Source organism: Pseudoxanthomonas sp., from assembly GCF_051953815.1.
Taxonomy (GTDB): domain Bacteria; phylum Pseudomonadota; class Gammaproteobacteria; order Xanthomonadales; family Xanthomonadaceae; genus Pseudoxanthomonas_A.
Genome location: NZ_JBQCIJ010000037.1, coordinates 115,101 through 142,094, shown reverse-complemented (window position 1 = coordinate 142,094; position 26,994 = coordinate 115,101). Strand labels below are relative to the sequence as shown.

At 66.7% G+C, this 26,994-nt stretch carries 27 protein-coding genes; 22 read left to right on the top strand and 5 right to left on the bottom strand.

Annotated elements, in window-relative coordinates:
- The 16 genes from rplE to ACTHN1_RS11155 all read left to right on the top strand — a co-directional run.
- A partial coding sequence (gene rplE, locus ACTHN1_RS11230; protein ID WP_440471028.1) for a 50S ribosomal protein L5 occupies positions 1 to 519 on the top strand: 519 nt, incomplete at its 5' end.
- Positions 520 to 537: 18 nt separating this feature from the next.
- Entirely contained in the window at positions 538 to 843 is a 306-nt protein-coding gene (rpsN, locus tag ACTHN1_RS11225) for a 30S ribosomal protein S14 (protein ID WP_141455890.1), read from the top strand.
- Between the two features lie 198 nt (positions 844 to 1,041).
- Positions 1,042 to 1,440, top strand: coding sequence for a 30S ribosomal protein S8 (gene rpsH, locus ACTHN1_RS11220; RefSeq protein WP_141455891.1), 399 nt, complete (start codon positions 1,042 to 1,044; stop codon positions 1,438 to 1,440).
- 12 nt (positions 1,441 to 1,452) lie between these two features.
- On the top strand, positions 1,453 to 1,980 hold the full coding sequence (gene rplF / locus ACTHN1_RS11215) for a 50S ribosomal protein L6 (RefSeq protein ID WP_440471027.1): 528 nt from the start codon (positions 1,453 to 1,455) through the stop codon (positions 1,978 to 1,980).
- Between the two features lie 29 nt (positions 1,981 to 2,009).
- A complete protein-coding gene (gene rplR / locus ACTHN1_RS11210; RefSeq protein WP_440471026.1) occupies positions 2,010 to 2,366 on the top strand; it encodes a 50S ribosomal protein L18 in 357 nt (118 codons plus the stop codon).
- A 154-nt stretch (positions 2,367 to 2,520) separates the two neighbouring features.
- Positions 2,521 to 3,063, top strand: a complete 543-nt coding sequence (gene rpsE, locus ACTHN1_RS11205; RefSeq protein ID WP_440471025.1) for a 30S ribosomal protein S5 — start codon at positions 2,521 to 2,523, stop codon at positions 3,061 to 3,063.
- Positions 3,056 to 3,247 (top strand): 50S ribosomal protein L30, encoded by a 192-nt coding sequence (gene rpmD / locus ACTHN1_RS11200; protein WP_055941302.1) that lies wholly within the window; start codon positions 3,056 to 3,058, stop codon positions 3,245 to 3,247. The genes rpsE and rpmD overlap by 8 nt, the downstream gene beginning before the upstream one ends.
- Positions 3,247 to 3,690 carry a 50S ribosomal protein L15 gene (gene rplO, locus ACTHN1_RS11195; RefSeq protein WP_440471030.1) on the top strand — a complete coding sequence of 148 codons (444 nt, stop codon included), beginning with the start codon at positions 3,247 to 3,249 and terminating at the stop codon, positions 3,688 to 3,690. The genes rpmD and rplO overlap by 1 nt, the downstream gene beginning before the upstream one ends.
- A gap of 7 nt (positions 3,691 to 3,697) precedes the next feature.
- Positions 3,698 to 5,050, top strand: coding sequence for a preprotein translocase subunit SecY (gene secY, locus ACTHN1_RS11190; RefSeq protein ID WP_440471024.1), 1,353 nt, complete (start codon positions 3,698 to 3,700; stop codon positions 5,048 to 5,050).
- A 354-nt stretch (positions 5,051 to 5,404) separates the two neighbouring features.
- Positions 5,405 to 5,761 (top strand): 30S ribosomal protein S13, encoded by a 357-nt coding sequence (rpsM, locus tag ACTHN1_RS11185; protein ID WP_295376291.1) that lies wholly within the window; start codon positions 5,405 to 5,407, stop codon positions 5,759 to 5,761.
- Positions 5,762 to 5,773: 12 nt separating this feature from the next.
- Entirely contained in the window at positions 5,774 to 6,166 is a 393-nt protein-coding gene (rpsK, locus tag ACTHN1_RS11180; RefSeq protein ID WP_055941307.1) for a 30S ribosomal protein S11, read from the top strand.
- A 14-nt stretch (positions 6,167 to 6,180) separates the two neighbouring features.
- A complete protein-coding gene (gene rpsD / locus ACTHN1_RS11175) occupies positions 6,181 to 6,807 on the top strand; it encodes a 30S ribosomal protein S4 (protein ID WP_141455897.1) in 627 nt (208 codons plus the stop codon).
- A gap of 54 nt (positions 6,808 to 6,861) precedes the next feature.
- The gene (locus tag ACTHN1_RS11170; RefSeq protein WP_440471023.1) at positions 6,862 to 7,860 is read left to right on the top strand and encodes a DNA-directed RNA polymerase subunit alpha; all 999 of its coding nucleotides are present in this window, start codon (positions 6,862 to 6,864) and stop codon (positions 7,858 to 7,860) included.
- Positions 7,861 to 8,060: 200 nt separating this feature from the next.
- A complete protein-coding gene (gene rplQ, locus ACTHN1_RS11165; protein ID WP_440471022.1) occupies positions 8,061 to 8,432 on the top strand; it encodes a 50S ribosomal protein L17 in 372 nt (123 codons plus the stop codon).
- Positions 8,433 to 8,701: 269 nt separating this feature from the next.
- Complete coding sequence (locus ACTHN1_RS11160) at positions 8,702 to 9,217, top strand: disulfide bond formation protein B (protein ID WP_440471021.1); 516 nt, start codon at positions 8,702 to 8,704, stop codon at positions 9,215 to 9,217.
- Between the two features lie 55 nt (positions 9,218 to 9,272).
- Positions 9,273 to 10,664 (top strand): class II 3-deoxy-7-phosphoheptulonate synthase, encoded by a 1,392-nt coding sequence (locus tag ACTHN1_RS11155; RefSeq protein ID WP_440471020.1) that lies wholly within the window; start codon positions 9,273 to 9,275, stop codon positions 10,662 to 10,664.
- 13 nt (positions 10,665 to 10,677) lie between these two features.
- Here the strand turns inward: ACTHN1_RS11155 and ACTHN1_RS11150 are convergent, their stop codons facing one another.
- From ACTHN1_RS11150 to typA, 4 genes are all read right to left on the bottom strand, one after another.
- On the bottom strand, positions 10,678 to 14,205 hold the full coding sequence (locus tag ACTHN1_RS11150) for a bifunctional diguanylate cyclase/phosphodiesterase (protein WP_440471019.1): 3,528 nt from the start codon (positions 14,203 to 14,205) through the stop codon (positions 10,678 to 10,680).
- Between the two features lie 97 nt (positions 14,206 to 14,302).
- Positions 14,303 to 15,916 (bottom strand): amidase, encoded by a 1,614-nt coding sequence (locus ACTHN1_RS11145; protein WP_440471018.1) that lies wholly within the window; start codon positions 15,914 to 15,916, stop codon positions 14,303 to 14,305.
- A 53-nt stretch (positions 15,917 to 15,969) separates the two neighbouring features.
- Positions 15,970 to 16,440, bottom strand: coding sequence for a DUF2127 domain-containing protein (locus tag ACTHN1_RS11140; RefSeq protein WP_440471017.1), 471 nt, complete (start codon positions 16,438 to 16,440; stop codon positions 15,970 to 15,972).
- A gap of 10 nt (positions 16,441 to 16,450) precedes the next feature.
- Positions 16,451 to 18,280 carry a translational GTPase TypA gene (gene typA, locus ACTHN1_RS11135; RefSeq protein WP_440471016.1) on the bottom strand — a complete coding sequence of 610 codons (1,830 nt, stop codon included), beginning with the start codon at positions 18,278 to 18,280 and terminating at the stop codon, positions 16,451 to 16,453.
- A gap of 209 nt (positions 18,281 to 18,489) precedes the next feature.
- Between typA and ACTHN1_RS11130 the strand changes: the two genes are divergently transcribed.
- From ACTHN1_RS11130 to prpE, 4 genes are all read left to right on the top strand, one after another.
- A complete protein-coding gene (locus ACTHN1_RS11130) occupies positions 18,490 to 18,984 on the top strand; it encodes a peptidylprolyl isomerase (protein WP_440471015.1) in 495 nt (164 codons plus the stop codon).
- Positions 18,985 to 19,157: 173 nt separating this feature from the next.
- Positions 19,158 to 20,357 carry a pyridoxal phosphate-dependent aminotransferase gene (locus tag ACTHN1_RS11125; RefSeq protein WP_440471014.1) on the top strand — a complete coding sequence of 400 codons (1,200 nt, stop codon included), beginning with the start codon at positions 19,158 to 19,160 and terminating at the stop codon, positions 20,355 to 20,357.
- A gap of 33 nt (positions 20,358 to 20,390) precedes the next feature.
- Complete coding sequence (locus tag ACTHN1_RS11120; RefSeq protein WP_440471013.1) at positions 20,391 to 21,377, top strand: malate dehydrogenase; 987 nt, start codon at positions 20,391 to 20,393, stop codon at positions 21,375 to 21,377.
- 140 nt (positions 21,378 to 21,517) lie between these two features.
- Positions 21,518 to 23,419 (top strand): propionate--CoA ligase, encoded by a 1,902-nt coding sequence (gene prpE, locus ACTHN1_RS11115; RefSeq protein WP_440471012.1) that lies wholly within the window; start codon positions 21,518 to 21,520, stop codon positions 23,417 to 23,419.
- A 7-nt stretch (positions 23,420 to 23,426) separates the two neighbouring features.
- Here the strand turns inward: prpE and ACTHN1_RS11110 are convergent, their stop codons facing one another.
- Positions 23,427 to 24,644: a citrate synthase family protein gene (locus ACTHN1_RS11110; protein WP_440471011.1), complete on the bottom strand. Its 1,218-nt coding sequence runs from the start codon at positions 24,642 to 24,644 to the stop codon at positions 23,427 to 23,429.
- A gap of 144 nt (positions 24,645 to 24,788) precedes the next feature.
- On the opposite strand from ACTHN1_RS11110, the gene prpB reads away from it, so the two are divergent.
- A complete protein-coding gene (prpB, locus tag ACTHN1_RS11105; protein WP_440471010.1) occupies positions 24,789 to 25,676 on the top strand; it encodes a methylisocitrate lyase in 888 nt (295 codons plus the stop codon).
- 96 nt (positions 25,677 to 25,772) lie between these two features.
- Positions 25,773 to 26,927, top strand: coding sequence for a bifunctional 2-methylcitrate synthase/citrate synthase (gene prpC / locus ACTHN1_RS11100; protein WP_440471009.1), 1,155 nt, complete (start codon positions 25,773 to 25,775; stop codon positions 26,925 to 26,927).
- The last annotated feature ends 67 nt before the right edge of the window (positions 26,928 to 26,994 follow it).

Genomic DNA, 26,994 nt, shown 5'->3' with positions numbered 1-26,994 from the left:
TACAAGGAAGAAGTGGCGCCGGCTCTGATGAAGAAGTTCGGCTACACCAATCCGATGGAAGTGCCGAAGATCACCAAGATCACCATCAACATGGGTGTGGGTGAAGCGGCGACCAACAAGAAGATCCTGGAAAACGCCGTGGCCGACCTGGCCAAGATCAGCGGCCAGAAGCCGATCACGACCAAGTCCCGCATCTCGGTGGCTTCGTTCAAGATCCGCGACGGCTGGCCGATCGGCTGCAAGGTGACCCTGCGTCGCGCCAAGATGTATGAATTCCTGGACCGCCTGATCAACATCTCGCTGCCGCGCGTGCGTGACTTCCGCGGCGTGTCGGGCCGTTCGTTCGACGGCCGCGGCAACTACAACATGGGCGTGAAGGAACAGATCATCTTCCCGGAAATCGACTTCGACCAGGTCGACGCGCTCCGCGGCATGGATATCGCCATCACCACCACCGCCAAGAGCGACGCCGAAGCCAAGGCGCTGCTGGAAGCGTTCAAGTTCCCGTTCCGTAACTGAGTCGCAGGAAAACCACACATGGCAAAGACCTCAATGGTGAACCGCGATATCAAGCGGGCCAAGCTGGCGAAGAAGTACGCCGCCAAGCGCGAAGCACTGAAGAAGATCATCTCGGGCGTCAACGCGTCCTACGAAGAGAAGATGGAAGCAGTGACCAAGCTGCAGAAGCTGCCGCGCGATTCCTCGCCGTGCCGCGAGCGCAACCGTTGCGAGCTGTCGGGTCGTTCGCGCGGTGTCTACCGCAAGTTCGGCCTGGGTCGCAACAAGCTGCGCGAAGCCACCATGCGTGGTGACGTGCCCGGCCTGCGCAAGGCCAGCTGGTAAGAAATCCGGCCTCCCGGGCCCGTCCCGGGACGGTCAGAGACCAAGTCCGGCACATGCCGGACTTGTTGCTGTACAATTACCGGTTCCCGCGGTCCGCCGTGGAACCTGGCCCCGCTGGGGCCGCCACCTGGGGCTTCCAGGCACAACCCAAGATTTTCGCGAAAGCGGATATCGGTGCTACTCAAAAGGCAACCACTTATGAGCATGACTGATCCCATCGCCGACATGCTGGTCCGCATCAAGAATGCGGCCGCCGTCGGCAAGCAGACGGTGAAGATGCCGTCCTCCAAGATCAAGGCCTCCATCGCCAACGTCCTGAAGTCCGAAGGCTACATCGCCGACGCGCGCGTGACGAAGACCGAGAACAACAAGGCCGAGCTGGAAATCGTCCTGAAGTACTTCGAAGGCAAGCCGGTCATCGAGAAGCTGTCGCGCGTGTCCCGTTCGGGCCTGCGCCAGTACCGTGGCAAGGCTGAACTGCCGAAGGTCCTCGGCGGCCTGGGCGTCGCCATCATTTCCACCTCCAAGGGCATCATGACCGATGCGCAGGCGCGCCAGCAGGGCGTCGGCGGTGAAGTCCTGTGCTTCGTGGCCTAACGGAGTAAGCCAATGTCCCGTGTAGCCAAAAAGCCGATTGCCCTGCCCAAGGGCGTTGAAATCACCTCCCAGGCCGATGCGCTGAACGTCAAGGGCCCGAAGGGCACCCTGTCGATCGCCAAGCCGGCCGGCGTCCAGATCTCGATCGAGAATGGCGTTGCCAATCTTTCTCCGGAGACCCTGGAGCACGACGCGATCACCGGTACCATCCGCGCCATCCTCGCCAACATGGTGAAGGGCGTGTCCGAAGGGTTCGAGCGCAAGCTGGAACTGGTCGGCGTGGGTTATCGCGCCGCGATGCAGGGCAAGGACCTGAGCCTGTCGCTCGGCTTCTCGCACCCGGTCGTGTTCAAGGCGCCGGAAGGCATCACCCTCGCCACCCCGACCCAGACCGAAATCCTGGTGCAGGGCGCCGACAAGCAGCGCGTGGGCGAAGTCGCCGCCAAGATCCGCGGTTTCCGTCCGCCGGAGCCCTACAAGGGCAAGGGCGTGAAGTACTCCGACGAGACCATCATCCGTAAGGAAGCGAAGAAGGCGTAAACACGCCTTCGGCTTCGAGGAACCAGATCATGAGCATCAAGAACACCGCCCGCCTGCGCCGCGCCAAGTCGACCCGTTCGCACATCCGCGACCTGGGCGTGCCGCGCCTGTCCGTCCTGCGTACCGGCCAGCACATCTACGCCCAGCTGTTCACGTCCGATGGCGCCAGGGTCATCGCTTCGGCGAACACCCTGCAGGCCGATGTGAAGGACGGCCTGAAGAATGGCAAGAACAGCGATGCCGCTGCCCGTGTGGGCAAGATCATCGCCGAGCGCGCCAAGGCCGCAGGCATCGAGAAGGTGGCCTTCGACCGTTCCGGTTACCGCTTCCATGGCCGCATCAAGGCCCTGGCCGACGCGGCCCGCGAAGGCGGCCTGCAGTTCTAATCTTGAAAGGCATGGGGGCAACCCCATGCCTTGACCTGCCGGCGCGGGCTGCGTCGGGCGTCCCGGTCCTTATGCGACCGTCGACCGCGGTACCGAAGTACTCCACAACCATAAGTGGCCAAGCCACAAATCCACATCAACCAAGGATTCAAACATGGCAGAACAACGTGAACCGCGGGGTCGTGATCGCGACCGCAACCGCGAAGAGAAAGTCGACGACGGCATGATCGAGAAGCTGGTCGCGGTCAACCGCGTCAGCAAGACCGTCAAGGGCGGTCGCCAGTTCACCTTCACCGCGCTGACGGTGGTGGGCGACGGCGCCGGCAAGATCGGTTTCGGCTACGGCAAGGCGCGCGAAGTGCCGGTCGCCATCCAGAAGTCGATGGAGTACGCCCGCAAGAACATGGCCAATGTCGAGCTGAACAACGGCACCCTGTGGCATCCGGTCAAGGCCGGCCACGGCGCGGCGCGCGTGTTCATGCAGCCGGCCTCGGAAGGTACCGGCGTGATCGCCGGCGGCGCGATGCGCGCCGTGCTGGAAGCGGTCGGCGTCAAGAACGTGCTGGCCAAGGCCGTTGGCTCGCGCAACCCGATCAACCTGGTGCGCGCCACCCTGAAGGGCCTGAGCGACATGCAGTCGCCTTCGCGCATCGCTGCCAAGCGCGGCAAGAAGGTGGAGGAACTCCTCAATGGCTAACGAGTCCAACAAGACCGTCAAGGTGCGCCTGGTGCGTGGCCTGCGTGGTTCCCAGTCCCGCCACCGCCTGTCGGTGAAGGCGCTGGGCCTGAACAAGCTGAACGATGTGCGTGAACTCAAGGACAGCCCGCAGGTTCGCGGCCTGATCGCCAAGGTCCACTACCTCGTCAAGGTCGAGGAGTAATCAACATGCGTCTGAATACGTTGAAGCCCGCCGAGGGCGCCCGCACCGAACGCACCCGCGTCGGCCGCGGTATCGGTTCCGGCCTGGGCAAGACCGCGGGTCGCGGTCACAAGGGTTCGTTCGCCCGCGCGGGCAAGGGCAAGATCAAGGCGAAGTTCGAAGGCGGCCAGATGCCGCTGATCAAGCGTCTGCCGAAGGTCGGTTTCCGCTCCAAGCTCAAGCAGGACACCGCCGAAGTGCTGTCCTACCAGCTGGACAAGCTGGAGGCCGGTGAGATCGATTTCGCCGCGCTGCGCGCCGCCAAGCTGGTTCCCAGCACCGCCAAGCGCGCCAAGATCGTCAAGAAGGGCGAACTGACCAAGAAGTTCGTGCTGAAGGGCGTGCTGGCCACCGCAGGTGCCAAGGCGGCTATCGAAGCCGCCGGCGGCAGCGTGCAGGAGTAAGTGACGCATGGCGCAGGGTAATGCCGCCAGCGCGCTGGCAGGCGCAGGCAAGTTCACCGAACTCCGCCAGCGCCTGCTGTTCGTGCTGGGTGCCTTGATCGTCTATCGCATCGGCTGCTATGTGCCGGTGCCGGGCGTCAATCCCGACGCCATGCTGGCGCTGATGCAGAACCAGGGCGGCATCGTGGACATGTTCAACATGTTCTCCGGTGGCGCCCTGCATCGCTTCAGCATCTTCGCGCTGAACGTCATGCCGTACATCTCGGCATCGATCGTGATGCAGCTGGGCGTGCACATCTTCCCCAGCCTGAAGGCGCTGCAGAAAGAAGGCGAATCCGGTCGTCGCAAGATCACCCAGTACTCGCGCATCGGCGCGGTGCTGCTGGCGGTGGTGCAGGGCGGCAGCATCGCCGTCGCGCTGCAGAACCAGGTGGCTCCGGGTGGCCTGCCGGTGGTGTATTCGCCCGGCGTCGGCTTCGTCCTGACCGCCGTGGTCGCACTGACCGCGGGCACCATCTTCCTGATGTGGCTGGGCGAGCAGGTGACCGAGCGCGGTGTCGGCAACGGTGTGTCGCTGATCATCTTCGCGGGTATCGTCGCGGGCCTGCCGGGCGCCGTGCTGACCACCCTGGAAGCCTTCAACGCCGGTACGCTCAACGCCATCTCGCTGATCATCATCGTGCTGGTGGTGTTCGGTTTCACCTTCTTCGTGGTGTTCGTGGAACGCGGCCAGCGCCGCATTACCGTGAACTACGCACGTCGCCAGGGTGGCCGCAGCGCGTACATGAACCAGACCTCGTTCCTGCCGCTGAAGCTCAACATGTCGGGCGTCATCCCGCCGATCTTCGCGTCCAGCATCCTGGCCTTCCCGGCCACGCTGGCGATGTGGTCGGGCCAGAACGGTGCGACGACCTGGCTGCAGCGCATCACCCAGGCGCTGGCTCCGGGCGAGCCGCTGCACATGATCGTGTTCGCGGCGATGATCATCGGCTTCGCGTTCTTCTACACGGCGCTGGTGTTCAACTCGCAGGAAACCGCCGAGAACCTGAAGAAGTCGGGCGCGCTGATTCCGGGCATCCGTCCGGGCAAGGCCACGGCCGACTATGTCGACGGCGTGCTGACCCGCCTGACCGCGGCCGGCTCGCTGTACCTGGTGGCGGTCTGCCTGCTGCCGGAAGTGATGCGGACGCAGCTGGGTACCTCGTTCTACTTCGGCGGCACCTCGCTGCTGATCGTGGTGGTGGTGGTCATGGACTTCATCGCGCAGGTCCAGGCGCACCTGATGTCCCACCAGTACGAGAGCCTGTTGAAGAAGGCCAATCTGAAGGGTGGTTCCCGCGGCGGCCTTTCGCGCGGATAATCACCTCCCTCGCGCGGAAGCCTTCCGCGCGGCCGGCCCTACCGGGCCGGACCAACCAAAAGGGCGGCCCGGGCGGCGATCTCGCGCACGGGTGTGAAGCAGCCGGTCCTGCGCCAGAGTAGCGCGGGCGGGGCAGGGCGCCGGGGGAAACCCCGAGGCCCGGCACCAGGCGGCTTCCGGCGCCGGAGCATGGGCACACTCCCCATGCCGGGCTTCGTGCCGACCCCAGGGTCGTCGCGGGCTTCCCAGTAACCCGAGATCTTGCTAAAATTTCCAGTTCACTCCGTCCGTCTGCCCGTTTTCCCAGCCGGGAAGCGGCCTGCCGGGCCATCAAACACAGTTGGAGACCGCGTCATGGCGCGTATTGCAGGTGTCAACCTGCCTGCCCAGAAGCATGTCTGGGTCGGTTTGCAAAGCATCTACGGCATTGGCCGTACCCGTTCCAAAAAGGTCTGCGAAGCCGCTGGCGTCGCCGTGACCACCAAGATCCGCGACCTGTCGGAGCCGGAAGTCGAGCGTCTGCGCGCCGAAGTCGGCAAGTACGTGGTCGAGGGCGACCTGCGCCGTGAAGTCGGCATCGCGATCAAGCGCCTGATGGACCTGGGCTGCTATCGCGGCCTGCGCCATCGCCGCGGTCTGCCGCTGCGCGGCCAGCGCACCCGCACCAACGCCCGTACCCGCAAGGGTCCGCGCAAAGCCATCAAGAAGTAAGGGGCGACCATCATGGCCAAGCCAGCTGCTGCCAAAGTCAAGAAGAAGATCAAGCGCGTCATCACCGACGGCGTCGCCCACGTCCACGCTTCTTTCAACAACACCATCGTCACCATCACCGATCGCCAGGGCAATGCGCTTTCCTGGGCGACCTCCGGTGGTGCCGGTTTCCGCGGCTCGCGCAAGTCGACGCCGTTCGCCGCGCAGGTCGCCGCCGAAAAGGCCGGTCGTGCTGCGCTGGACTACGGCGTGAAGTCGCTGGAAGTCCGCATCAAGGGCCCGGGTCCGGGCCGTGAGTCTGCCGTTCGTTCGTTGAACAACGTCGGCTACAAGATCACCAACATCATCGACGTGACGCCTATCCCGCACAACGGGTGCCGTCCGCCGAAGAAGCGTCGCGTCTAAGGGGGCGATAAGAAATGGCTCGTTATATCGGTCCTACCTGTAAGCTCGCGCGCCGCGAAGGCGCCGACCTGTCCCTGAAGAGCCCGGCCCGCGCGCTGGACTCCAAGTGCAAGCTGGAGCAGAAGCCCGGCCAGCACGGTGCCGCCCGCAAGGGCAAGCTGTCCGACTACGCCACCCAGCTGCGCGAGAAGCAGAAGGTCAAGCGTATCTACGGTCTACTGGAGCGCCAGTTCCGCAACTACTACAAGAAGGCCTCGACCAAGAAGGGCAACACCGGCGAGAACCTGCTGCAGTTGCTGGAAACCCGCCTGGACAACGTGATCTACCGCATGGGCTTCGCCGTGACCCGTCCGGCCGCCCGCCAGCTGGTCTCGCACCGTGGCGTGCTGGTCAATGGCAAGCCGGTCAACCTGCCGTCATACCAGGTCAAGGCCGGTGACGCGATTGCCCTGTCCGAGCGTGCCCAGAAGCAGCTGCGCGTGCAGGAGTCGCTGACCCTGTCTGAACAGCTCGACCTGAGCCCGTCCTGGATCGAAGTCGACGCGAAGAAGTTCAGCGGCGTGTTCAAGGCCGTGCCGGAACGTTCCGACCTGCCTGCGGACATCAACGAAGCGCTGATCGTCGAGTTGTACTCGAAGTAATTCATTCACGCACCCCCGATGCCCCCGTCGGGGGTTTGCAGGAGACAAAGCAACATGACGGGTATCACTCAGCAAGTGCTGCGCCCCCGCGGCCCGCAGATCGAGCGTCTGACCGAAAACCGCGCCAAAGTGGTCATCGAACCGCTGGAGCGTGGTTACGGCCATACGCTTGGAAATGCGCTGCGCCGCGTGCTGCTCTCGTCCATCCCGGGCTTCGCGATCACCGAAGTCGAGATCGACGGCGTGCTGCACGAATACAGCACCATCGAAGGTCTGCAGGAGGACGTGCTGGAAGTCCTGCTGAACCTCAAGGATGTGGCCATCCGCATCCACACCGGTGACTCCTCGACCCTGACCCTGAGCAAGCAGGGCCCGGGCGTGGTGACCGCCGCGGACATCAAGACCGATCACAACGTCGAGATCCTCAATCCGGACCTGGTCATCTGCAATCTGACCAAGGACACCGCGATCAACATGCGCCTGAAGATCGAGCGTGGTTTCGGCTATCAGCCGGCCGCGGCCCGTCGCCGTCCGGATGAAGAAACCCGCAGCATCGGCCGCCTGGTGCTGGACGCTTCGTTCTCGCCGGTCCGCCGTGTCGCCTACGCCGTGGAAGCCGCGCGCGTGGAGCAGCGTACCGACCTGGACAAGCTGGTCCTGGACATCGAAACCAACGGCACGATCGACGCCGAGGAAGCCGTGCGCACCGCCGCCGACATCCTGAGCGATCAGCTGTCGGTGTTCGGTGACTTCACCCACCGCGACCGCGGCGCGGCCAAGCCGGCCAGCAGCGGCGTGGATCCGGTGCTGCTGCGCCCGATCGACGATCTGGAGCTGACCGTGCGTTCGGCCAACTGCCTGAAGGCCGAGAGCATCTACTACATCGGCGACCTGATCCAGAAGACCGAAGTCGAACTGCTCAAGACCCCGAACCTCGGCAAAAAGTCGCTGACCGAGATCAAGGAAGTTCTGGCGCAGCGCGGCCTGTCCCTGGGCATGAAGCTGGAGAACTGGCCGCCGGCCGGCGTCGCCCAGCACGGCATGCTCGGCTGATACGCCACACGCAGGATCGCAGTACCCCGCGCTTCCGGGCGCGGGGCGCAACAAGGCAGCAACGTCGACGGGCCTGAAGGCCCGCGACGGTTTCCGGCCAGGGAGCACAGGCCGGTTCGGACCATCCGCAGTCCAAGTTTCAACGCCAGGATGGCGACAACGACGTCCAACAGTTTCAACATTCATCAGGAATCAGACCCATGCGCCACCAGAAATCCGGCCGCAAGTTCAGCCGCACCAGTGCCCATCGCGAAGCGATGTTCAGCAACATGGCTGCCTCGCTGATCAAGCACGGCCTCATCCGCACCACCCTGCCGAAAGCCAAGGAACTGCGCCGCGTCGCCGAGCCGCTGATCACCCTGGCCAAGGTCGATGGCGTCGCCAACCGCCGCCTCGCCTTCTCGCGCCTGCGCGACAAGGAAGCCGTGGGCACGCTGTTCACCACCCTCGGCCCGCGTTACCAGTCCCGTCCGGGCGGCTACCTGCGCATCCTCAAGTGCGGTTTCCGCGCTGGCGACAACGCGCCGATGGCCTACGTCGAACTCGTGGACCGTCCGGAAGCCGCCGAGTAATCAGGCGCCTCCGACGAATCGCAGAAAACCCCGGCCTCGCCGGGGTTTTTTGTTTTCCGGACATCCGCCACGCCACAGGACGAACCGGGAAGGGCGCGGCACACGCCAGGGGGAAGGTGGAGCCGCGCCTGCGCCGCTCCGCGCCGAACCCGTCGCGGAATGCGCCGGCCCGCGGACATGCTCCTCCCGTCGGCGGTCGAGAGAATCCGGAATTTGTTTTTGCCCTTCACACGGTGATAATGCGGCCTGCCCCTTCGCCGTGAGCCTTCATGAACCCGTTCCGCTGGTCGTTCCGTGCGCAGTTCCTCCTCGGCTTCGCTATTTGCGCGGGCCTGCTCGCTTACGCGCTGTACCTGGAGCACGTCCAGGGGCTGATTCCCTGTCCGCTGTGCACCTTCCAGCGCGGCGCCTTCGCCCTGCTGGGACTGGTGTTCCTGCTGGGTGGCCTGCATTCGCCGAAGGCCTCCGGCGGCCGGGGCTTCTACGGCATCCTGGGACTGGCGGCCGCCGGCCTGGGCATCGGCATCGCCGGCCGGCACGTCTGGCTGCAGCATCTGCCGCCGGACCAGGTGCCCGCCTGCGGCCCCGACCTGGCCTACATGATGGAAGCCTTCCCGATGGGCGACGTGCTCCGGCAGGTGCTGACCGGCTCCGGAGAATGCGCCAAGGTCGACTGGTCCTTCCTTGGCCTGTCGATGCCGGGCTGGGCGCTGGTGTGGTTCGTGCTGCTGGCCCTATGGGCGCTGCTGGCCGCCTTCAAGCGTCGCAAGTCGCGCTATTACTGAGATTTGACGCGGCGCATCATTCTGTCACCATGGTGGGCCGCACGAGGAATCCCCCATGAGTACCGATCGCAATCTCCGCGCCGTCAGCCTGCCCGCGAACTGGGCGCCGGACAGCTGGCGCGACAGGCCGGCGGTGCAGATGCCGACCTACCCGGACTCGGCGGGCCTGGCGTCCGCGCTGGCGGAACTTCGCCAGTTGCCGCCGTTGGTGACCTCATGGGAAATCTTCGCGCTCAAGAAGCAACTGGCGGAGGCGCAGGAGGGCAAGCGCTTCCTGCTGCAGGGCGGTGATTGCGCGGAAAGCTTCAGCGACTGCGAATCCGGGTTGATTTCCAACCGCCTGAAAGTGCTGCTGCAGATGAGTCTGGTGCTGGTTCATGGGCTGCGCCTGCCGGTGGTGCGGGTGGGCCGTTTCGCCGGCCAGTACGCCAAGCCGCGTTCGGCCGACACCGAGACCCGCGATGGCGTGACCCTGCCCAGCTACCGGGGCGATCTGGTCAACCAGCCCGAGTTCACCGCCGAGGCGCGGGTGCCGGATCCTCGCCGCATGATCAAGGCGCACGCGCGCTCGGCGATGACCATGAATTTCGTGCGCGCGCTGATCGACGGCGGTTTCGCCGACCTGCATCACCCGGAGTACTGGAACCTGAGCTGGGTCGGGTATTCGCCGCTGTCGGCGGAGTACCAGGACATGGTGCGCTCGATCGGCGATGCGGTGCGCTTCATGGAAACCCTGTCCGGTTCCGAGGTGCACAACCTCAATCGCATCGATTTCTATACGTCGCATGAGGCCCTCCTGCTGCCCTACGAAGAGGCGCTGACCCGCGAAGTGCCGCGCCAGTGGGGCTGGTTCAACCTGAGCACCCATTTCCCGTGGATCGGCATGCGCACCGCCGCCGTCGATGGCGCGCACGTGGAGTATCTGCGCGGAGTACGCAATCCCATCGCGATCAAGGTCGGTCCTTCGGTTTCGCCGGATCAACTGCTGCGCCTGATCGACGTGCTGAATCCGGAAGACGAGCCGGGCCGGCTGACCTTCATCCATCGCATGGGCGCGGCCCAGATCGCCGACAAGCTGCCGGCCTTGCTGGAAGCGGTGCGCCGGGATGGCAGGCGCGTGCTGTGGGTCTGCGACCCCATGCACGGCAACACCGAAAGCACCTCCAACGGTTACAAGACCCGCCGCTTCGACAACATCCGCAGCGAGGTCGAGCAATCGTTCGATCTGCATGCCGCGGCCGGCACCCGCCTGGGGGGCGTGCATCTGGAGCTGACCGGCGAGGATGTCACCGAATGCACCGGAGGCGCGCGTGAACTCACCGACGCCGATCTGGAGCGCGCTTACCGGTCCACCGTGGACCCGCGCTTGAACTACGAGCAGTCGCTGGAAATCGCGATGTCGATCGTGCGCAAGCAGAACCAGCTGGCGTCGCCGGCGGGACGCTGAGCCCGGGGGGTCCTCAGGACCAGTGCGCGTGCATGCCACGCGCCGGTTGCGGGATGAACCATGAAGGCTCGCCCGCGAACATGCGGGCGAATTCGGAAGCGGGAATGGGCGGACTGAACAGGTTGCCCTGCAGTTCATCGCAGCCATTGGCGACCAGCCAGGCCAATTGCGCCTGGGTCTCCACGCCTTCGGCCACCGTGCGGCACTGCAGCTGGCCGGCAAGTCCAATGATGGCGCGGGTGATGGCGCCCTGGTTCGGCTCGGTGACGTCGCGCACGAACGACTGATCGATCTTGAGCACGTTGAAGCCGTAGTTGCCCAGGTAGCTCAGGCTGGAGAAGCCGGTCCCGAAATCGTCGATGGCGATGCGCACACCCAGCGCCTTGAGCGCGCGCAGGATGCGATCGGTGCGCTGCACGTCGCGCATCAGGGTGGTTTCGGTGACTTCCAGTTCCAGCAGTTCGGCGGCCAGCCCGCTTTCCTCCAGCGCCGAGACGACGGTGTCCAGCAGCGTGTCGGTGTCGAAGTTGGCGGCGGCCACGTTCACCGACACCCGGATCGGCGGCAGCCCGGCCTGCTGCCACTGCCGGCTCTGGCGGCAGGCGGCGCGGATGGCCCATTGATCGAGGTCGACGATGAGGTTGGTTTCCTCGGCGATGGGCAGGAACTCGCCAGGCAGCATCAGGCGATCACCACGCTTCCAGCGCACCAGTCCTTCCACGCCGACGATGCGCCCGCTCAGGCGATCGATCTGCGGCTGGTAGTAGAGCGTCAGGTCGCCGTTGCGCAGGCTGCGGCGCAGGCTGCTTTCCAGTTCAATCCGCGCGTCCACGCTCGACGCCAGTTCGCGGGTATAGAAGCGGAACGCGTTGCGGCCGTTGCGCTTGGCCAGGTACATGGCCGCATCGGAGCGCATCATCAGCGTGGGCGCGTCGTAGCCGTCCTCGGGGAACAGGCTGACGCCGATGCTGAAGGCCTGGTGCAGTTCGTGCGATGCGACCGTGTAGGGCGTACCGCCAATGGCCAGCAGCCGCTCGGCCACCAGGGCGACGCCGTCGCGGGTGACCACGTTGTCCAGCAGCACCACGAACTCGTCGCCGCCGGTCCGGTAGACCGTGCCGAGGTTGCCGATGTTGCGCTGGATGCGCTTGGCGACCTGCTGCAGCAGCTGATCGCCGATGTGATGGCCGAGGGCGTCATTGACGTGCTTGAACAGGTCCAGGTCGATGAACAGGACGGCGACGCTGGTGCCGCGATGGGTCGCGTTGGCGATCGACTGCGCCAGCGCTTCGTTGAGCTGCAGACGGTTGGGCAGGGTGGTGAGGGAATCGTGGTGGGCCAGATAGGCCATGCGCGCGTTGAGCGTGCGTTCCTCGGTGATGTCGCGCAGCACCATGACCGAGCCCATGACGTTGTCGTCGTGGTCGTACAACGGCGAGTGCGAGCGCTTCACCAGCATCCTGCGGCCATCGCGGCGCACCAGTTCCAGATCGCCGGGCATCGAGGCCGAGGGAGCGGAGCCGTCGGTTTCGTCGGATTCGACGGCCTGTTGCAACGGCAGCACCTTTGCCAGCGGCAGGCCGATGGCTTCGGACAGCGTCCAGCCACTGATCGCTTCGGCCGCCGGATTCGCGTAGGTGACGCGCCCGTCGGTGTCGGTGGTGACGACCGCTTCGCTGATCGAGGACAGGGTGACTTCGGCGCGTTCGGTGGCGTCGTGCAGCGCGTTCTCCAGCCGGACCTTGTCGGAGATGTCGATCGCCATCACCAGGAAGCCATTCACATCGCCGTCGTTGCCGATGTCGGGCTTGTAGTAGACATGCATCCGGCGCGGGCCGGAGGGCAGGGTGAACGAGGTTTCGAAGTCGACGTCGCGCCCCGACAGCACCGCGTCGATGTAGGGCCTGCGCCGCGCGTAGTGCTCTTCGCCCAGCATTTCGCGGATCGGTATGCCCGGTGAATAAGCGCGATGCCAGAACGGCAGTTCCTGGCAGGCGCGGTTGAAGAACACCGTGCGTTCCTCGCGATCGTACTGGGCGATCATCGCCGGCAGCTTGTCGGTGATGCGCTGGAGGTGATCGCGTGCCAGCGAGATCTCGCGCTGCGCGCGTTTCTGTTCGCTGGTGTCGGTGGCCATCAGGTACCAGCCGGCGATGGCGCCGTCCGGACCCGCGTCCGGGACCAGATAGGCCTGGACCGGGCGTTCCGGATGACCGAGCCGGGTCTCCCACACGGCGCCGTGATCGGGCGTGCTTTCGTCCATCGCCCGACGCAGATCGTCCAGGAACGCGGGATTGCCGGCGTGCACGTCCTCGACCGAGCGGTCCGTCCACGGCGCGCCGCCGCCGAACCAGTCCCGGGTGGCACGATTGGTGAAGCCATAGCGGCGATCGCGGCCGACGTAGGCGATGAGCGCGGGCAGGTGATCGGCCACCGCGTCGAGCAGGGCGCGGCTGCGGTGTTCGGCCCGCGCGAGGCTGCGCAGCAGGAAGAACATCAGCACGCCGAAGGCCAGCCCGCACAGGGTCAGCGCGGCGATGGGAACCAGGCCGGGGATGGCGACTCGCGCGGGAGGCGAGATGAGGGTCAGTTCCCAGCCGCCGCCGAGGAAATCCAGGTTGCGCACGTACCGGAATGCCGGCCGCATGCCCGCGCCGTAGCGCTCGCGCAGGCCGCTGCGCTCGAACACCACCACCGGAGCCGCGCCACCCCCGCGCGCCAGCAGGCGCAGGTCGATGGGATCATCGCCGGCCTCGCCGGCCACTTCCTGCATGACCTGCGCCCAACCGAAGCCCGCGGTTGCGAATCCGCGCAGATGGCGGTGTCGCAATCCCGCGTCGGCGATCAGCGGCATGGCGGTGTCGTAGACCGGCGAGTACAGCAGGAAGCCGGACAGGCCGCTGTCGCCGCGCGAGGTATCGGTCAGCGAGACCAGCGGCGCGATGCTGAGCTGGCCGGTGTCGCCGGCGCGCTGCATGGCGGCGCGTCGCGCGGGTTCGACGAACACATCCTTGCCCAGGAGAAGCCGCATGCCCTCCTGTTCCGGATAGATCAGGTCGATCACGACGTGTTCGTCGCGCGCGCCACCCGGATGCAGTTGGAAACCGGCGCCGTGGATTTCGCGCTGGCGGGCGAGATAGGCGGGCAGGTCGGCGGCGGTGACCCGGCGGGCGAAACCGAGGCCATGCACGCCGGCCGGCTGGTTGGGAATGCGCAAGCGGCGCGCGAACGTCTGGAAGCCGGCCGGATCGAGGCCGGGCTGTGCCTCCAGCACCGCCGCGGCCGCGCGCACGGTGTCCTCGTAGGCGTTCATGTGGGTGGCCAGGGCGGTGGCCACGGCGTCGGCGCGGGCATTGAAACGGGCGCTCGCGCCGGCTTCGGCCTGGCGCCAGGCCATGACGCCGAACCACAGCGACAGCAGGAAGGACAGGACCAGGACGCCCCAGGCCAGCGAGTCCAGGCGCCGCCGGCGTTCGGCGGCGGCGAAGCGTGAACTGCCCAGGGCGCGCAGTTCCGAGGCGCGTTGCGGATCAAGCTCCATCAGCGGTCTGGCCTGGTGGCGGCGCGAGCGGGTCCGGCGGCCATGCTACGCCGCACCCATGGCGCCCGCCAGAACCCTGGAAATGCGCACGGCCCGGTCAGCGCCGCGCCGCGCCGGACTTGCGGGTGTCCAGGGTCGGCCAGTATTCGGGAGGATTGCGGGCGCGGGTCAGCTGCTCGTAGGCGTAGCCCAGTTCGATCAGGCGCCCCTCGCTCCACGCGGTGCCCATGAAGACGATGCCCAGCGGCAGGCCGTCGCTGTGTCCCATGGGCACGGTCAGGCTCGGATAGCCCGCCACCGCGGCGGCCCCGTAGCCACCTCCGGGGAAGTGATCGCCGGCCTTGTGATCGGTCAACCAGGCCGGGCCGGTCGCGGGCGCGATCAGCGCGTCCAGCTGCTGCGCCTTCAGCGCGGCGTCGATGCCTTCGGGACCGGCCAGGCGGCGGGCGAGGCTGCGCGCGCGGATGTAGGCGCTGTCGCCCAAGCCACCCTTGGCGTTGGCCATCTCGAACAGCTCCTGGCCGAAGTAGGGCATTTCCGAGACGCGGTACTGCTGGTTGTAGCCAATCAGCTGGGTCAGGGTCTTCACCGGCGCGTCGTGACGGGCCAGATAGCGTTCCAGCCCGGCCTTGAACTCATACAGCATGAGTTCCAGCTCGGCCTCGTCCCACTGGCCGTCGGTGGGAATCTCGGCATCGACGATCGTGGCGCCGGCTTCGCGCATCACCTTGATCGCGCCTTCCATCGCGGCGGCGGCGTCCGGGTGGATGGCGAGCTTGCTGCGCAGCACGCCGATGCGCGCACCCTTCAGGCCATCGGGCTTGAGGCGCGCGTGATAGTCGAGGGTGACGTTCCAGGCCGCATTGGCGGTGGCGGGATCCGCGCTGTCGCGGCCGGCCAGGGCGGTCAGCAGCAGGGCCGCGTCGGACACGCTGCGGGTCATCGGGCCGGCCGTGTCCTGGCTGAACGAAATCGGGATGATGCCGTCGCGGCTGACCAGGCCCACCGTGGGCTTCAGGCCGACCAGGCCGCTGACCGCGGCCGGGCAGATGATGCTGCCGTCGGTTTCGGTGCCGATGCCGGCGGCGGCGAGATTGGCCGATACCGCGACCGCGCTGCCGGAACTGGAGCCGCAGGGATTGCGATCCAGCACGTAGGGATTGCGGGTCTGGCCGCCGCGCGCGCTCCAGCCGGAGGACGAACGGGTGGAACGGAAGTTCGCCCATTCGCTCAGGTTGGTCTTGCCAAGGATGACCGCGCCGGCTTCGCGCAGGCGCCGCACCAGGAAGGCGTCGGTGGCCGGCCGGAAATCCTTCAGCGCCAGCGAGCCGGCCGAGTTCACCATCGGGGTGGCGTCGATGTTGTCCTTGAGCAGGATCGGGATGCCGTGCAGCGCGCCGCGCACGGCGTTGTTCTTGCGCTCCACGTCGCGCAGGGCGGCTTCCTTCATCGCGTCGGGATTGATTTCGATGACCGAATTCAGTTGCGGTCCGGCCTTGTCGATCGCGGCGATGCGGTCCAGGTAGGCGCGGGTCAGGGTGCGGCTGTCGAGCTCGCCGCGCTGCATGCGCCCCTGCAGATCGTCGATGTCCAGTTCGGCGTAGGCGAAATCCGTCGGGGCGTCGGCGGGCGCGTTGGTGACGGCGGCGGGCTGGCGCTGGCAGGCGGCCAGCATCAGGGCGGCTGAAAGCAGCAGCGTTCGCGAACGCATGTGTTGGATTCCCCCGGTGAGCTTGCGTGAGGCTAGCAGGCCGGGAGGTGCTTTCAAACCCTGCGACGCCTGCGCAGGTCGCGACCGAGAATGTAGACCACGGCCAGATTGACCAGCAGCACCGCCCAGGTGTGCCAGCCGGGATGGTGGTACAGCGCGTACAGATCCAGCGGCAGGTACAGGGCCGAGCCGATGCAGCCCAGCCAGGAGGCCCAGGCGCGCGCGCGCCACAGGCCCCAGGCCTCGGCCAGCCGCATGATCGCGTACAGCACGACCACCAGGACCGCGAGGTGGACCGCTTCGGGATTGATCGCGTTGAGCACGGACGGCAGCGCGCCGTGCCGGGTGTCCAGGTGGAAGCGGGCGATCATCGCTTCCACCCAGTGACGCAGCGGCTGCGGACCCAGCAGCACCAGCCCGGTCGCGGCGGCCAGGGCCAGCACACCCTTCAATCCCTCGAACAGGGCGATGATGTGCAGGCCCGGATGCGCCTTGGGATCCGGGTTATAGGCAGCGTCGGTCATCCGTCGCCGATCAGGCGGCGCGCGAGGCGCGCTTGCGATCGCTTTCGGTCAGCATCTTCTTGCGCAGGCGGATTTCCTTCGGGGTGACTTCGACCAGCTCGTCGTCCTCGATGAAATCCAGTGCCTGCTCAAGCGTGTACTTGATGGCCGGGGTCAGCTTGATCGCGTCGTCCTTGCCCGAGGCGCGCATGTTGGTCAGCGGCTTGGGCTTGATCACGTTGACGGTCAGATCGTTGTCCTTGGAATGGATGCCGACCAGCTGGCCTTCGTAGACGTTGTCGCCTTCGGCGGCGAACAGGCGGCCACGCTCTTCCAGCGGTCCCAGCGAATAGGCCGGGGTGACGCCGGGGGCGTTGGCGATCATCACGCCGTTCTGGCGCTTGGCGATCGGGCCGGTTTCCTTCGGGCCGTAGTGGTCGAACACGTGGAACAGCAGGCCCGAACCCTGGGTCAGGGTGCGGAACTCGTTCTGGAAGCCGATCAGGCCACGCGCCGGAATCATGTAGTCCAGGCGCACGCGGCCCTTGCCGTCCGATTCCATGTTCTTCAGCTGCGCCTTGCGGGTGCCCAGCTTTTCCATCACGCCACCCTGGTGCACTTCCTCGATGTCCACCACCAGTTGCTCGACCGGCTCCATCAGCTGGCCGTCGATTTCCTTGATGATGACTTCCGGACGCGACACGGCAAGTTCGAAGCCCTCGCGGCGCATCGTCTCGATCAGCACGGACAGGTGCAGTTCGCCACGGCCGGAGACCAGGAACTTGTCGGCGTCGCCGGTCTCCTCGACCTTCAGGGCGACGTTGTGCAGGGTCTCGCGCTCCAGGCGCTCGCGGATCTGGCGGCTGGTGATGAACTTGCCGCCGCTGTGTTCCTTGCTGCCGGCGAACGGCGAGTTGTTGACCTGAAAGGTCATGCTGATGGTCGGCTCGTCCACGGTCAGCGCGGGCAGCGCTTCCGGGGTGTCCAGCGCGCACACGGTGTCGGAAATGCTCAGGTCCTGGATGCCGGCGATGGCGACGATGTCACCGGCCTCGGCCTCCTCGACCTCGATGCGCTCCAGGCCCATGAAGCCCAGCACCTGCACGATCTTGCCCTGGCGCTTCTTGCCTTCGCGATCGACCACGCTGACCGGCTGGTTCTTCTTGACCTTGCCGCGCTGGATGCGGCCGATGCCGATCAGGCCGACGAAATTGTTGTAGTCCAGCTGGCTGATGCGCATCTGGAACGCGCCTTCCGGATCCACGGACGGGGCGGGAACGTGCTTCATGATCGCTTCGTACAGCGGGGTCATGTCGCCGTCGCGCGCGGCATCGTCCAGGCTGGCGTAGCCATGCAGCGCCGAGGCGTAGACGATCGGGAAGTCCAGCTGCTCGTTGGTGGCGCCGAGCTTGTCGAACAGGTCGAACACCTGGTCGATGACCCAGTCCGGACGCGCGCCGGGACGGTCGATCTTGTTGACCACCACGATCGGCTTGAAGCCCATCGCGAACGCCTTCTGGGTGACGAAGCGGGTCTGCGGCATCGGGCCGTCCATCGCGTCGACCAGGATCAGCACCGAGTCGACCATCGACAGCACGCGCTCGACCTCGCCGCCGAAGTCGGCGTGTCCGGGGGTGTCGACGATGTTGATGCGGTTGCCCTGCCAGGTGATGGCGGTGTTCTTGGCCAGGATGGTGATGCCGCGTTCCTTTTCCTGGTCGTTGCTGTCCATCACCCGCTCGGCAAGCACCGTGCGCTCGGACAGGGTGCCGGACTGCTTCAGCAGGCAGTCGACGAGGGTGGTCTTGCCGTGGTCGACGTGGGCAACGATGGCGATATTGCGGAGATTCTGGATGGACATGCGGAAAAGCGCGCCAGGGCGCGCACGAAGTCTGTGGAGGAATGAGGCGTATTATAACGGGTTACGTCCTCACAATTTACGTCCGGGGGGCGTCCTGGCTGAATGCCGCCGGGGCTGGAAACGGTGCCGACGGCCCCCAGATCCGGGGCCGACCCGGTTTTCCAACCTCCGGACCCCCCTCAACCCCTGTCCTGCACCTGGAGTTTCCGATGTCCCTCATCGCCACCTTCGACACCTCCCGCGGCCCGATCAAGGTCGAGCTGTACCCCGACAAGGCCCCGCTGACGGTCGCCAATTTCGTCAACCTGGCCAAGCGCGGCTTCTATGACGGCCTGAATTTCCACCGGGTCATCGCCGATTTCATGATCCAGGGCGGTTGCCCGGAGGGCTCCGGCCGCGGCGGCCCGGGCTACCGGTTCGAGGACGAGACCAACAACGGCGTGCGCCATGAGCGCGGCGTGCTGTCGATGGCCAACGCCGGCCCCAACACCAACGGCAGCCAGTTCTTCATCACCCATGTCCCGACCCCCTGGCTGGACGGCAAGCACACCGTGTTCGGCAAGGTCCTGGAAGGCCTGGACGTGGTCGACGCGGTCCAGCAGGGCGACCTGATCAACCGCCTGACCATCGAGGGCGACGCCGAGGCCGTGCTGGCCGCCAAGGCCGACCGCGTGGCCGAGTGGAACCGTTACCTGAGCGCCTGAACCGTGCGCCATCGCGTGTCTCCCCCGTCGGGGGAGCACGCGGCTACGACCATTGGCGGAGGCCGGGCCGTCCGGATCACCCCGGCCGCGCCGGGACGGCGTGGTAAAATTCCGCGCCGCAAAAAACGGCGCACGCACGTTCCCCTGCGATACGTCTCCTGCGAGGTAATGCAATGCCCCAGCTTGCCCGGCGCACCGGTCGCGCCAAGCCCAGCGCGATCATGGCGGTCGCGGAGAAGGCGAAGAAGCTCAAGGCCGAAGGCCGCGACATCATCAGTTTCTCGATCGGCGTTCCCAACTTCCTGCCCGGCGAGCACGTCTACGAGGCCGCCCGCAAATCGCTGGACAAGGACTCGGGCCAGTACGGTTCCAACCGGGGCACCGACGCCCTGCTGGATGCCTTCCTGCATCACCTGGAAGGCAATGGCCTGAGCGGATACACCCGCCGCAACATCGTCGCCGGCGTCGGCGCCAAGCACGTGCTGTACAACCTGGCCGAGGCGCTGCTGGACGAGGGCGACACCATCGCCTATCCGACCCCGTACTGGACCACCTACCAGGACATCGCCGACATCGTCGGCGCGGTGTCGCTGAAGCTGCCGTGCCCGCCGGAGCAGAACTACAAGCTCACCCCGGAACAACTGGACGCGGCGCTGGCGCGCAAGCCCAAGGTGTTCCTGTTCAACAATCCGTCCAACCCGACGGGCATGGTCTACTCGAAGGACGAGGTGGCCGCGCTGGCCGAGGTGGTGGCGCGCCATCCGGACACCTGGATCCTGCTCGACGACATCTACAACCGGCTGGTGTTCGACGGTGTGGGCTACCACAACTTCCTGCATTTCCGTCCGGAACTGCGCGAGCGCACCGTCGTCATCGACTCGCTGTCCAAGACCTACGGCATGCCGGGCTGGCGCGTGGGCCTGATCGCCGCGCCGGAGAACGTGGCCCAGGCGTTGGTGGCGCTCAACTCCAACCACATCACCAACCTGCCTGAAGTGGTCACCGCCGCGGCGGTGGCCGCGCTGACCGGTCCGCAGGACATCCCGGAACGCAAGCGCGTCGAGTTCGCCGCCAAGCGGGACCGCGTGCTGGCCGCGCTGGCGAAGATTCCCGGCGTCGTCTGCCCGCGTCCGGAAGGCGCGTTCTACGCGTTCCCGGACATCTCGGTCGCGTTCGGGAAAACCCATGACGGCGTGGTCATCCACAACGACGTGGATGTCTGCAACGCCCTGCTGGAAGCCAAGGGCGTGGCCTGCGTGCCGGGCTCGGCGTTCGGCGAGCCGCGCGCGCTGCGCATTTCCTACACCTGTGCCGACGACCAGCTGGATGAAGGCCTGTCGCGCATCCAGGCCTTCTTCGCCGAGCTCGCCTGAGCCCCGGCTTTCCTTTCCCTCGGAGACAACCCCATGAAGACCCCCGTCCGTGTTGCAGTCACCGGCGCCGCCGGCCAGATCGGTTACGCCCTGCTGTTCCGCATCGCCTCCGGCGAAATGCTCGGCAAGGATCAGCCGGTCATCCTGCAGCTGCTGGAACTGCCGATCGACAAGGCCCAGGCCGCGCTGAAGGGCGTGATGATGGAGCTGGAAGACTGCGCGTTCCCGCTGCTGGCCGGCATGGTCGGCACCGATGACCCGGAAGTGGCGTTCAAGGATGCCGACGTCGCCCTGCTGGTCGGCGCGCGTCCGCGCGGACCCGGCATGGAGCGCAAGGACCTGCTGCTGGAGAACGCCAAGATCTTCACCGCCCAGGGCGCCGCGCTGAACAAGGTCGCCAGCCGCGACGTCAAGGTGCTGGTGGTCGGCAACCCGGCCAACACCAACGCCTACATCGCCATGAAGTCGGCTCCGGATCTGCCGGCGAAGAATTTCACCGCGATGCTGCGCCTGGATCACAACCGCGCGCTGAGCCAGCTCGCCAACAAGGCCGGCGTGGCCGTGGGCGACATCGAGAAGCTGGTGGTGTGGGGCAACCACAGCCCGACCATGTATCCGGACTACCGCTTCGCCACCGCCAACGGCGTGTCGCTGAAGGACAAGATCAACGACGCCGACTGGAACGCCAACACCTTCATCCCGCAGGTCGGCAAGCGCGGCGCCGCCATCATCGAGGCGCGCGGCCTGTCCTCGGCCGCTTCCGCCGCCAACGCCGCCATCGACCATATCCGTGACTGGGTGCTGGGCAGCAACGGCAAGTGGGTGACCATGGGCGTGCCGTCCGACGGCAGCTACGGCATCCCGGAAGGCGTCATCTACGGCGTGCCGGTGATCACCGCCAACGGGGAATACACCCGCGTGGAAGGGCTGGAAGTGGACGCGTTCAGCCGCGCCGCGATGGACAAGACCCTGGCCGAGCTCGAAGAAGAGCGCGCCGGTGTGGCGCACCTGCTGGGCTGAGTCTTTCCGCCCCAGGTCTGCAACGGAAACGCCGGGCCATGCCCGGCGTTTTTCGTTTGGCCTGCGACCAAGGTCGGAAGGCCCGCGTGCCGCGAGCGGACTATGCTGGCGACAGCCAATCGCGAAGCCGGGAGGGCGGCATGGGATACGAAGACGTCTATCGCCGGTCGGTCGACGAACCGGAAGCGTTCTGGGGGGAAGAGGCGAAGGCGATCCACTGGCATGTGCCGCCCCGGCAGGTGCTCGATTATTCGCGACCGCCGTTCCGGCGCTGGTTCGTCGGCGGGCAGACCAATCTCTGCTACAACGCGGTGGATCGGCACCTGGCCGAACGCGCCGATCAGCTGGCGCTGGTGGCGGTGTCGACCGAAACCAACGTCACCCGCGAAATCAGCTACCGCGAACTGCATCGCGAGGTGAATGCCTTCGCCGCCATTCTCCAGCGCCTCGGGGTTGGGCGCGGCGATCGGGTGGTCATCTACATGCCGAACATGGCCGAAGCGGTGTTCGCGATGCTCGCCTGCGCGCGCATCGGTGCGATTCACTCGGTGGTGTTCGGCGGTTTCGCCGCGCACAACCTGGCGCTGCGCATCGATGACGCCAAACCCGGACTGCTGATCACCGCCGACGCCGGCATGCGCGGCGGCAAGGTCATTCCGTACAAGCCGCTGGTCGACGAGGCCTGCGCCAAGGCCAGCACGCCGCCGCCGAAAGTGCTGATCGTCTCGCGCGGACTGGATCCGGCCGAGCCGAAAGTGGCCGGACGCGACGAGGATTACGCGATGCTGCGCGAGGCCGTCGGCGAGGCGCAGGTGGACGTGGCATGGCTGGAATCCAACGAGCCCAGCTACCTGCTTTACACCTCCGGCACCACCGGCAAGCCCAAGGGCGTGCAGCGCGACGTCGGCGGCTACGCGGTCGCGCTGGCGCTGTCGATGCGCACCGTGTTCGATGTCGCGCCGGGGCAAGTGATGTTCTCCACCTCCGACGTGGGCTGGGCGGTCGGCCATTCGTACAACGTGTACGGACCGCTGATCGTCGGCGCCACCTCGGTGCTGTACGAGGGCCTGCCGTTCCATCCGGACGCCGGCATCTGGTGGTCGCTGTGCGAGAAGTACGGCGTGCGCACCCTGTTCTCCTCGCCGACCGCGATCCGCGTGCTGAAGAAGCACGATGTGGATTTCATCCGCCGCCACGATCTGTCGAAGCTGCATTACCTGTTTCTCGCGGGCGAGCCGCTGGACGAGCCCACCGCGCACTGGATCAACGATGCGCTGGGCAAGCCGGTCATCGACAACTACTGGCAGACCGAAACCGGCTGGCCCGCGTTGACGCTGCTGCCGGGCCTGGACATGAAGCCGGTGAAGTTCGGTTCTCCCGGCTTTCCCAACCTCGGCTACCGGATGAAGGTGATCGACGAGAACACCGGCGCGGAGGTCGGACCGGGCGAGAAGGGCGTGCTGGTCATCCAGCCGCCGCTGCCGCCCGGCTGCATGACCACACTCTGGAACGACGACGCCCGCTTCCTGTCCAGCTATTTCAGCCACTTCAAGGAACTGCTGTACAGCTCGCTGGACTGGGCCATCCGCGACGAGCAGGGCTACACCTTCATCCTCGGCCGCACCGACGATGTCATCAACGTCGCCGGCCATCGCCTGGGCACCCGCGAGATCGAGGAATCGGTGTCCGGCTTCCCCGCGGTCGCGGAAGCCGCCGTGATCGGCGTCAGCGACGAACTGAAAGGGCAGGTGCCGGTGGTGTTCGCCACCTTGCGCCAGGCCACCGAGGAACCGCACGAGCGCGTGCACGCCGCCGAAGGCATGCGCCGCACCGTCGAGCAGAGCCTGGGCGCGGTGGCGCGGCCGGCGCGCGTCTACATCGTCAACGCGTTGCCCAAGACCCGATCCGGCAAGCTGCTGCGCCGTTCCCTGCAGGCGTTGGCACAGGGCGCGGATCCGGGCGACCTTTCCACCCTGGACGATCCCAACGCGCTGGAGGAAGTGAAGAAGGCCCTGCAGCGCGGACCGGAAGCCGGCAACTGATTCGGGCTCACTCCGCCGTGGCCGGCGGCACGCCGGCGTAGCTGGCGCGGGGGCGGATCAGGCGTCCCTGCGCCTGCTGTTCCAGGGCATGCGCCAGCCAGCCGGCCAGTCGCGCGGCCGCGAACATCACCAGCGCCGGCGAGGCGGGCAGGGCGTTGACGTGGCAGATGGCCGCCAGGGTGAAATCGACATTGGGGTGCAATCCGTTGATGTCCCCGGTGGCGCTGATCACCGCTTCCATCCGCTGCATCACCGGGGTGTCGGCGTGCCGCAGGCGCAGATGCGCCAACAACTCGGCGGCGCGTGGATCGCCATGCGGATACAGGGCGTGGCCGAAGCCCGGCAGATCCTCGCCCTGCTGCCAGCGCGCGGCGATGAAATCGCGTGGCGATTCCGCCGCGCAGGCCGCTTCTATCAGCGCGTAGGCGCGCGCGGTGGCGCCGCCATGGCGCGGACCGGACAGCGCGGCCAGGCCGCTGCAGACGGTCGCGTGCAGGTGCGCGCCGGTCGAGGCGACCACCCGCGCGGCGAACGCGGACACGTTGAGCTCGTGCTCGGCGCACAGCACCAGGGCCGCGCGCACGGTGTCGGCGAAGCCTTCGTCGTCCGGTTTCCATGCCTGCGCCAGCAACTGGTGGACCGGTCCCGCGGAAGGCGGGCGTGCCACCAGCAGCGCCGCGTTGTGGCGCAGCAGGGTGGCGGCGATTTCATGGCGGACGAGCGCGGTGGAACCCGTGGCCTGGCGCACGTCCAGCGCCAGCAGCGGAATCGCCGACATCGCGCGCGCAAGCGGCGGCAGCGCGGTGTCGCCGGCGATGGGTTCGACGTGCGCGGGCCAATGCGCGTCGAGGTCCGCCGCGAAGGGATCCTGCTCGCCGCAATCCCACAGCAGCCGCGCGGCGTCCTCCAGGGTGGCGCCCTCGCGCACCGCGGCGACCGCCGAACGTCCCCGGTAGTAGGGACCGTCCGGCCGGATCAGGGAAATCCGCGTCTCCAGCACCGGCAGGCCGCGATCCAGGCTCTGGGCCGCGCCCCGGGCGGCGCCGCGGCCGGCGCGCTTGCGCTGCGCCAGCCGGTCCACGTCCCGGCGCAGGTACAGCCGGCTGCGATGGTCGGGGCCTGGCCGCGATTCGATCAGCCCGCGGCTGACGTAGGCATACAGGGTCGCCTGGCTGATGCCGAGCAGGCGGCAGGTGTCCTGGGCGGAGAGCAGGTCGGTGTCCATGGCGGATAGATTGATTGATTTGATCAAGATTGATCAACCCGAGCGATGGTGCCAGATTGTGCGCCGCCGGTGCGCGTACCCTTTGCGCACCCCCGGCCCGCTCCGCCGAGGAACGGGCGCCATCCGCTTCCGCAGGAGACATGCATGAGCAACGCATCCGCCGGCGCGCGCTTCCGCGCCGCGATCGCCGAGGAATCCCCGCTGCAGGTGATGGGCGCCATCACCGCCTACGCCGGCCTGATGGCCCGCCGCGTGGGTTACAAGGCGCTGTACCTGTCCGGCGGCGGCGTCGCCGCCAACTCGCTGGGCATGCCCGATCTGGGCATCAGCACGATGGAGGACGTGCTCACCGACGCGCGCCGCATCGTCGACGCCACCGGCCTGCCGCTGCTGGTCGACATCGATACCGGGTGGGGCGGCGCGTTCAACATCGCGCGCACCATCCGCTCGTTCGAGCGCGTCGGCGTGGCCGCCGTGCACATGGAGGACCAGGTGGGCCAGAAGCGCTGCGGCCACCGTCCCGGCAAGGAAGTCGTATCGAAGGACGAGATGGTCGATCGGGTCAAAGCGGCGGTCGACGCGCGCGGCGATGACGGCTTCGTGATCATGGCGCGCACCGACGCGGCCGCCGTCGAGGGCATCGACGCGGCCATCGAGCGCGCGGTGGCCTACGTGGAGGCCGGCGCCGACATGATCTTCCCCGAAGCGATGAAGACGCTGGACGACTACCGCCGCTTCAAGGCGGCGGTGAAGGTGCCGATCCTGGCCAACCTGACCGAATTCGGCTCCACCCCGTTCTTCACCGTCGACGATCTGCGCAGCGCCGACGTGGACATCGCGCTGTACTGCTGCGGCGCCTATCGCGCGATGAACAAGGCGGCGTTGAATTTCTACGAGACCGTGCGCCGGGAAGGCACCCAGAAGAACATCATCGACACCCTGCAGACGCGCGCGGAACTGTACGACTACCTGGGCTACCACGCCTACGAGGACAAGCTCGACGCGCTGTTCGCGAAGAAGGGCGAGGCCTGAACCTGCCGGGGGGCGCGCCGGCCGCGCCCCATGGCTTCCGCAAGACCGTGGAGCGCGCCGCGCTCCTTCGCATGATCAAGACATCGGGAGGCAGCAATGAGTGAATCCACCCCAGCCACCGGCTTCAAGCCGAAGAAGTCCGTCGCCCTGAGCGGCACCGCCGCCGGCAACACCGCGCTGTGCACGGTCGGCCGCAGCGGCAACGACCTGCACTACCGCGGCTACGACATCCTGGACATCGCCACCACCAGCGAATTCGAGGAAGTCGCCTACCTGCTGGTCCACGGCAAGCTGCCGAACCGCGCCGAACTGGCCGGCTACAAGACCAAGCTGAAGTCGCTGCGCGGCATCCCGGCCTCGGTGAAGACCGCGCTGGAGCAACTGCCGCCGTCGGCGCATCCGATGGACGTGATGCGCACCGGCGTGTCGGTGCTCGGCTGCGTGTCGCCGGAAAAGGATGATCACAATCACCCGGGCGCGCGCGACATCGCCGACAAGCTGATGGCGTCGCTGGGTTCCATGCTGCTGTACTGGTACCACTACAGCCACAACGGCAAGCGCATCGACGTGGAGACCGATGACGATTCCATCGGCGGCCACTTCCTGCACCTGCTGCACGGCGAGAAGCCGCGCGACTCGTGGGTGCGGGCGATGCACACCTCGCTCATCCTGTACGCCGAGCACGAGTTCAACGCCTCCACCTTCACCGCGCGCGTCATCGCCGGCACCGGCAGCGACATGCATTCCTGCATCACCGGCGCCATCGGCGCGCTGCGCGGGCCCAAGCACGGCGGCGCCAACGAGGTCGCGTTCGAAGTGCAGAAGCGCTACGAGACCCCGGACGAGGCCGAGGCCGACATCAAGGCGCGGGTCGAACGCAAGGAAGTGGTCATCGGCTTCGGCCACCCGGTCTACACCGTCGGCGACCCGCGCAACGACGTGATCAAGCAGGTGGCGAAGGAACTGTCCGAGGAACAGCGCAGCACCAAGATGTACGCCATCGCCGAACGCCTGGAAGCGGTGATGTGGGACATCAAGAAGATGTTCCCCAACCTGGACTGGTTCAGCGCGGTGAGCTACCACATGATGGGCGTGCCGACCGCGATGTTCACCCCGCTGTTCGTGATCGCCCGCACCAGCGGCTGGAGCGCGCACGTCATCGAGCAGCGCATCGACGGCAAGATCATCCGCCCCAGCGCCAACTACACCGGTCCCGAGAACCTGGCGTTCGTGCCGATCGACCAGCGTTGACCCCAGCGGCGCCCGCGTTTCCCGGCTGGACCGGGAAAGGCGGGCGTCCCCGATCCCGACCGCCGCC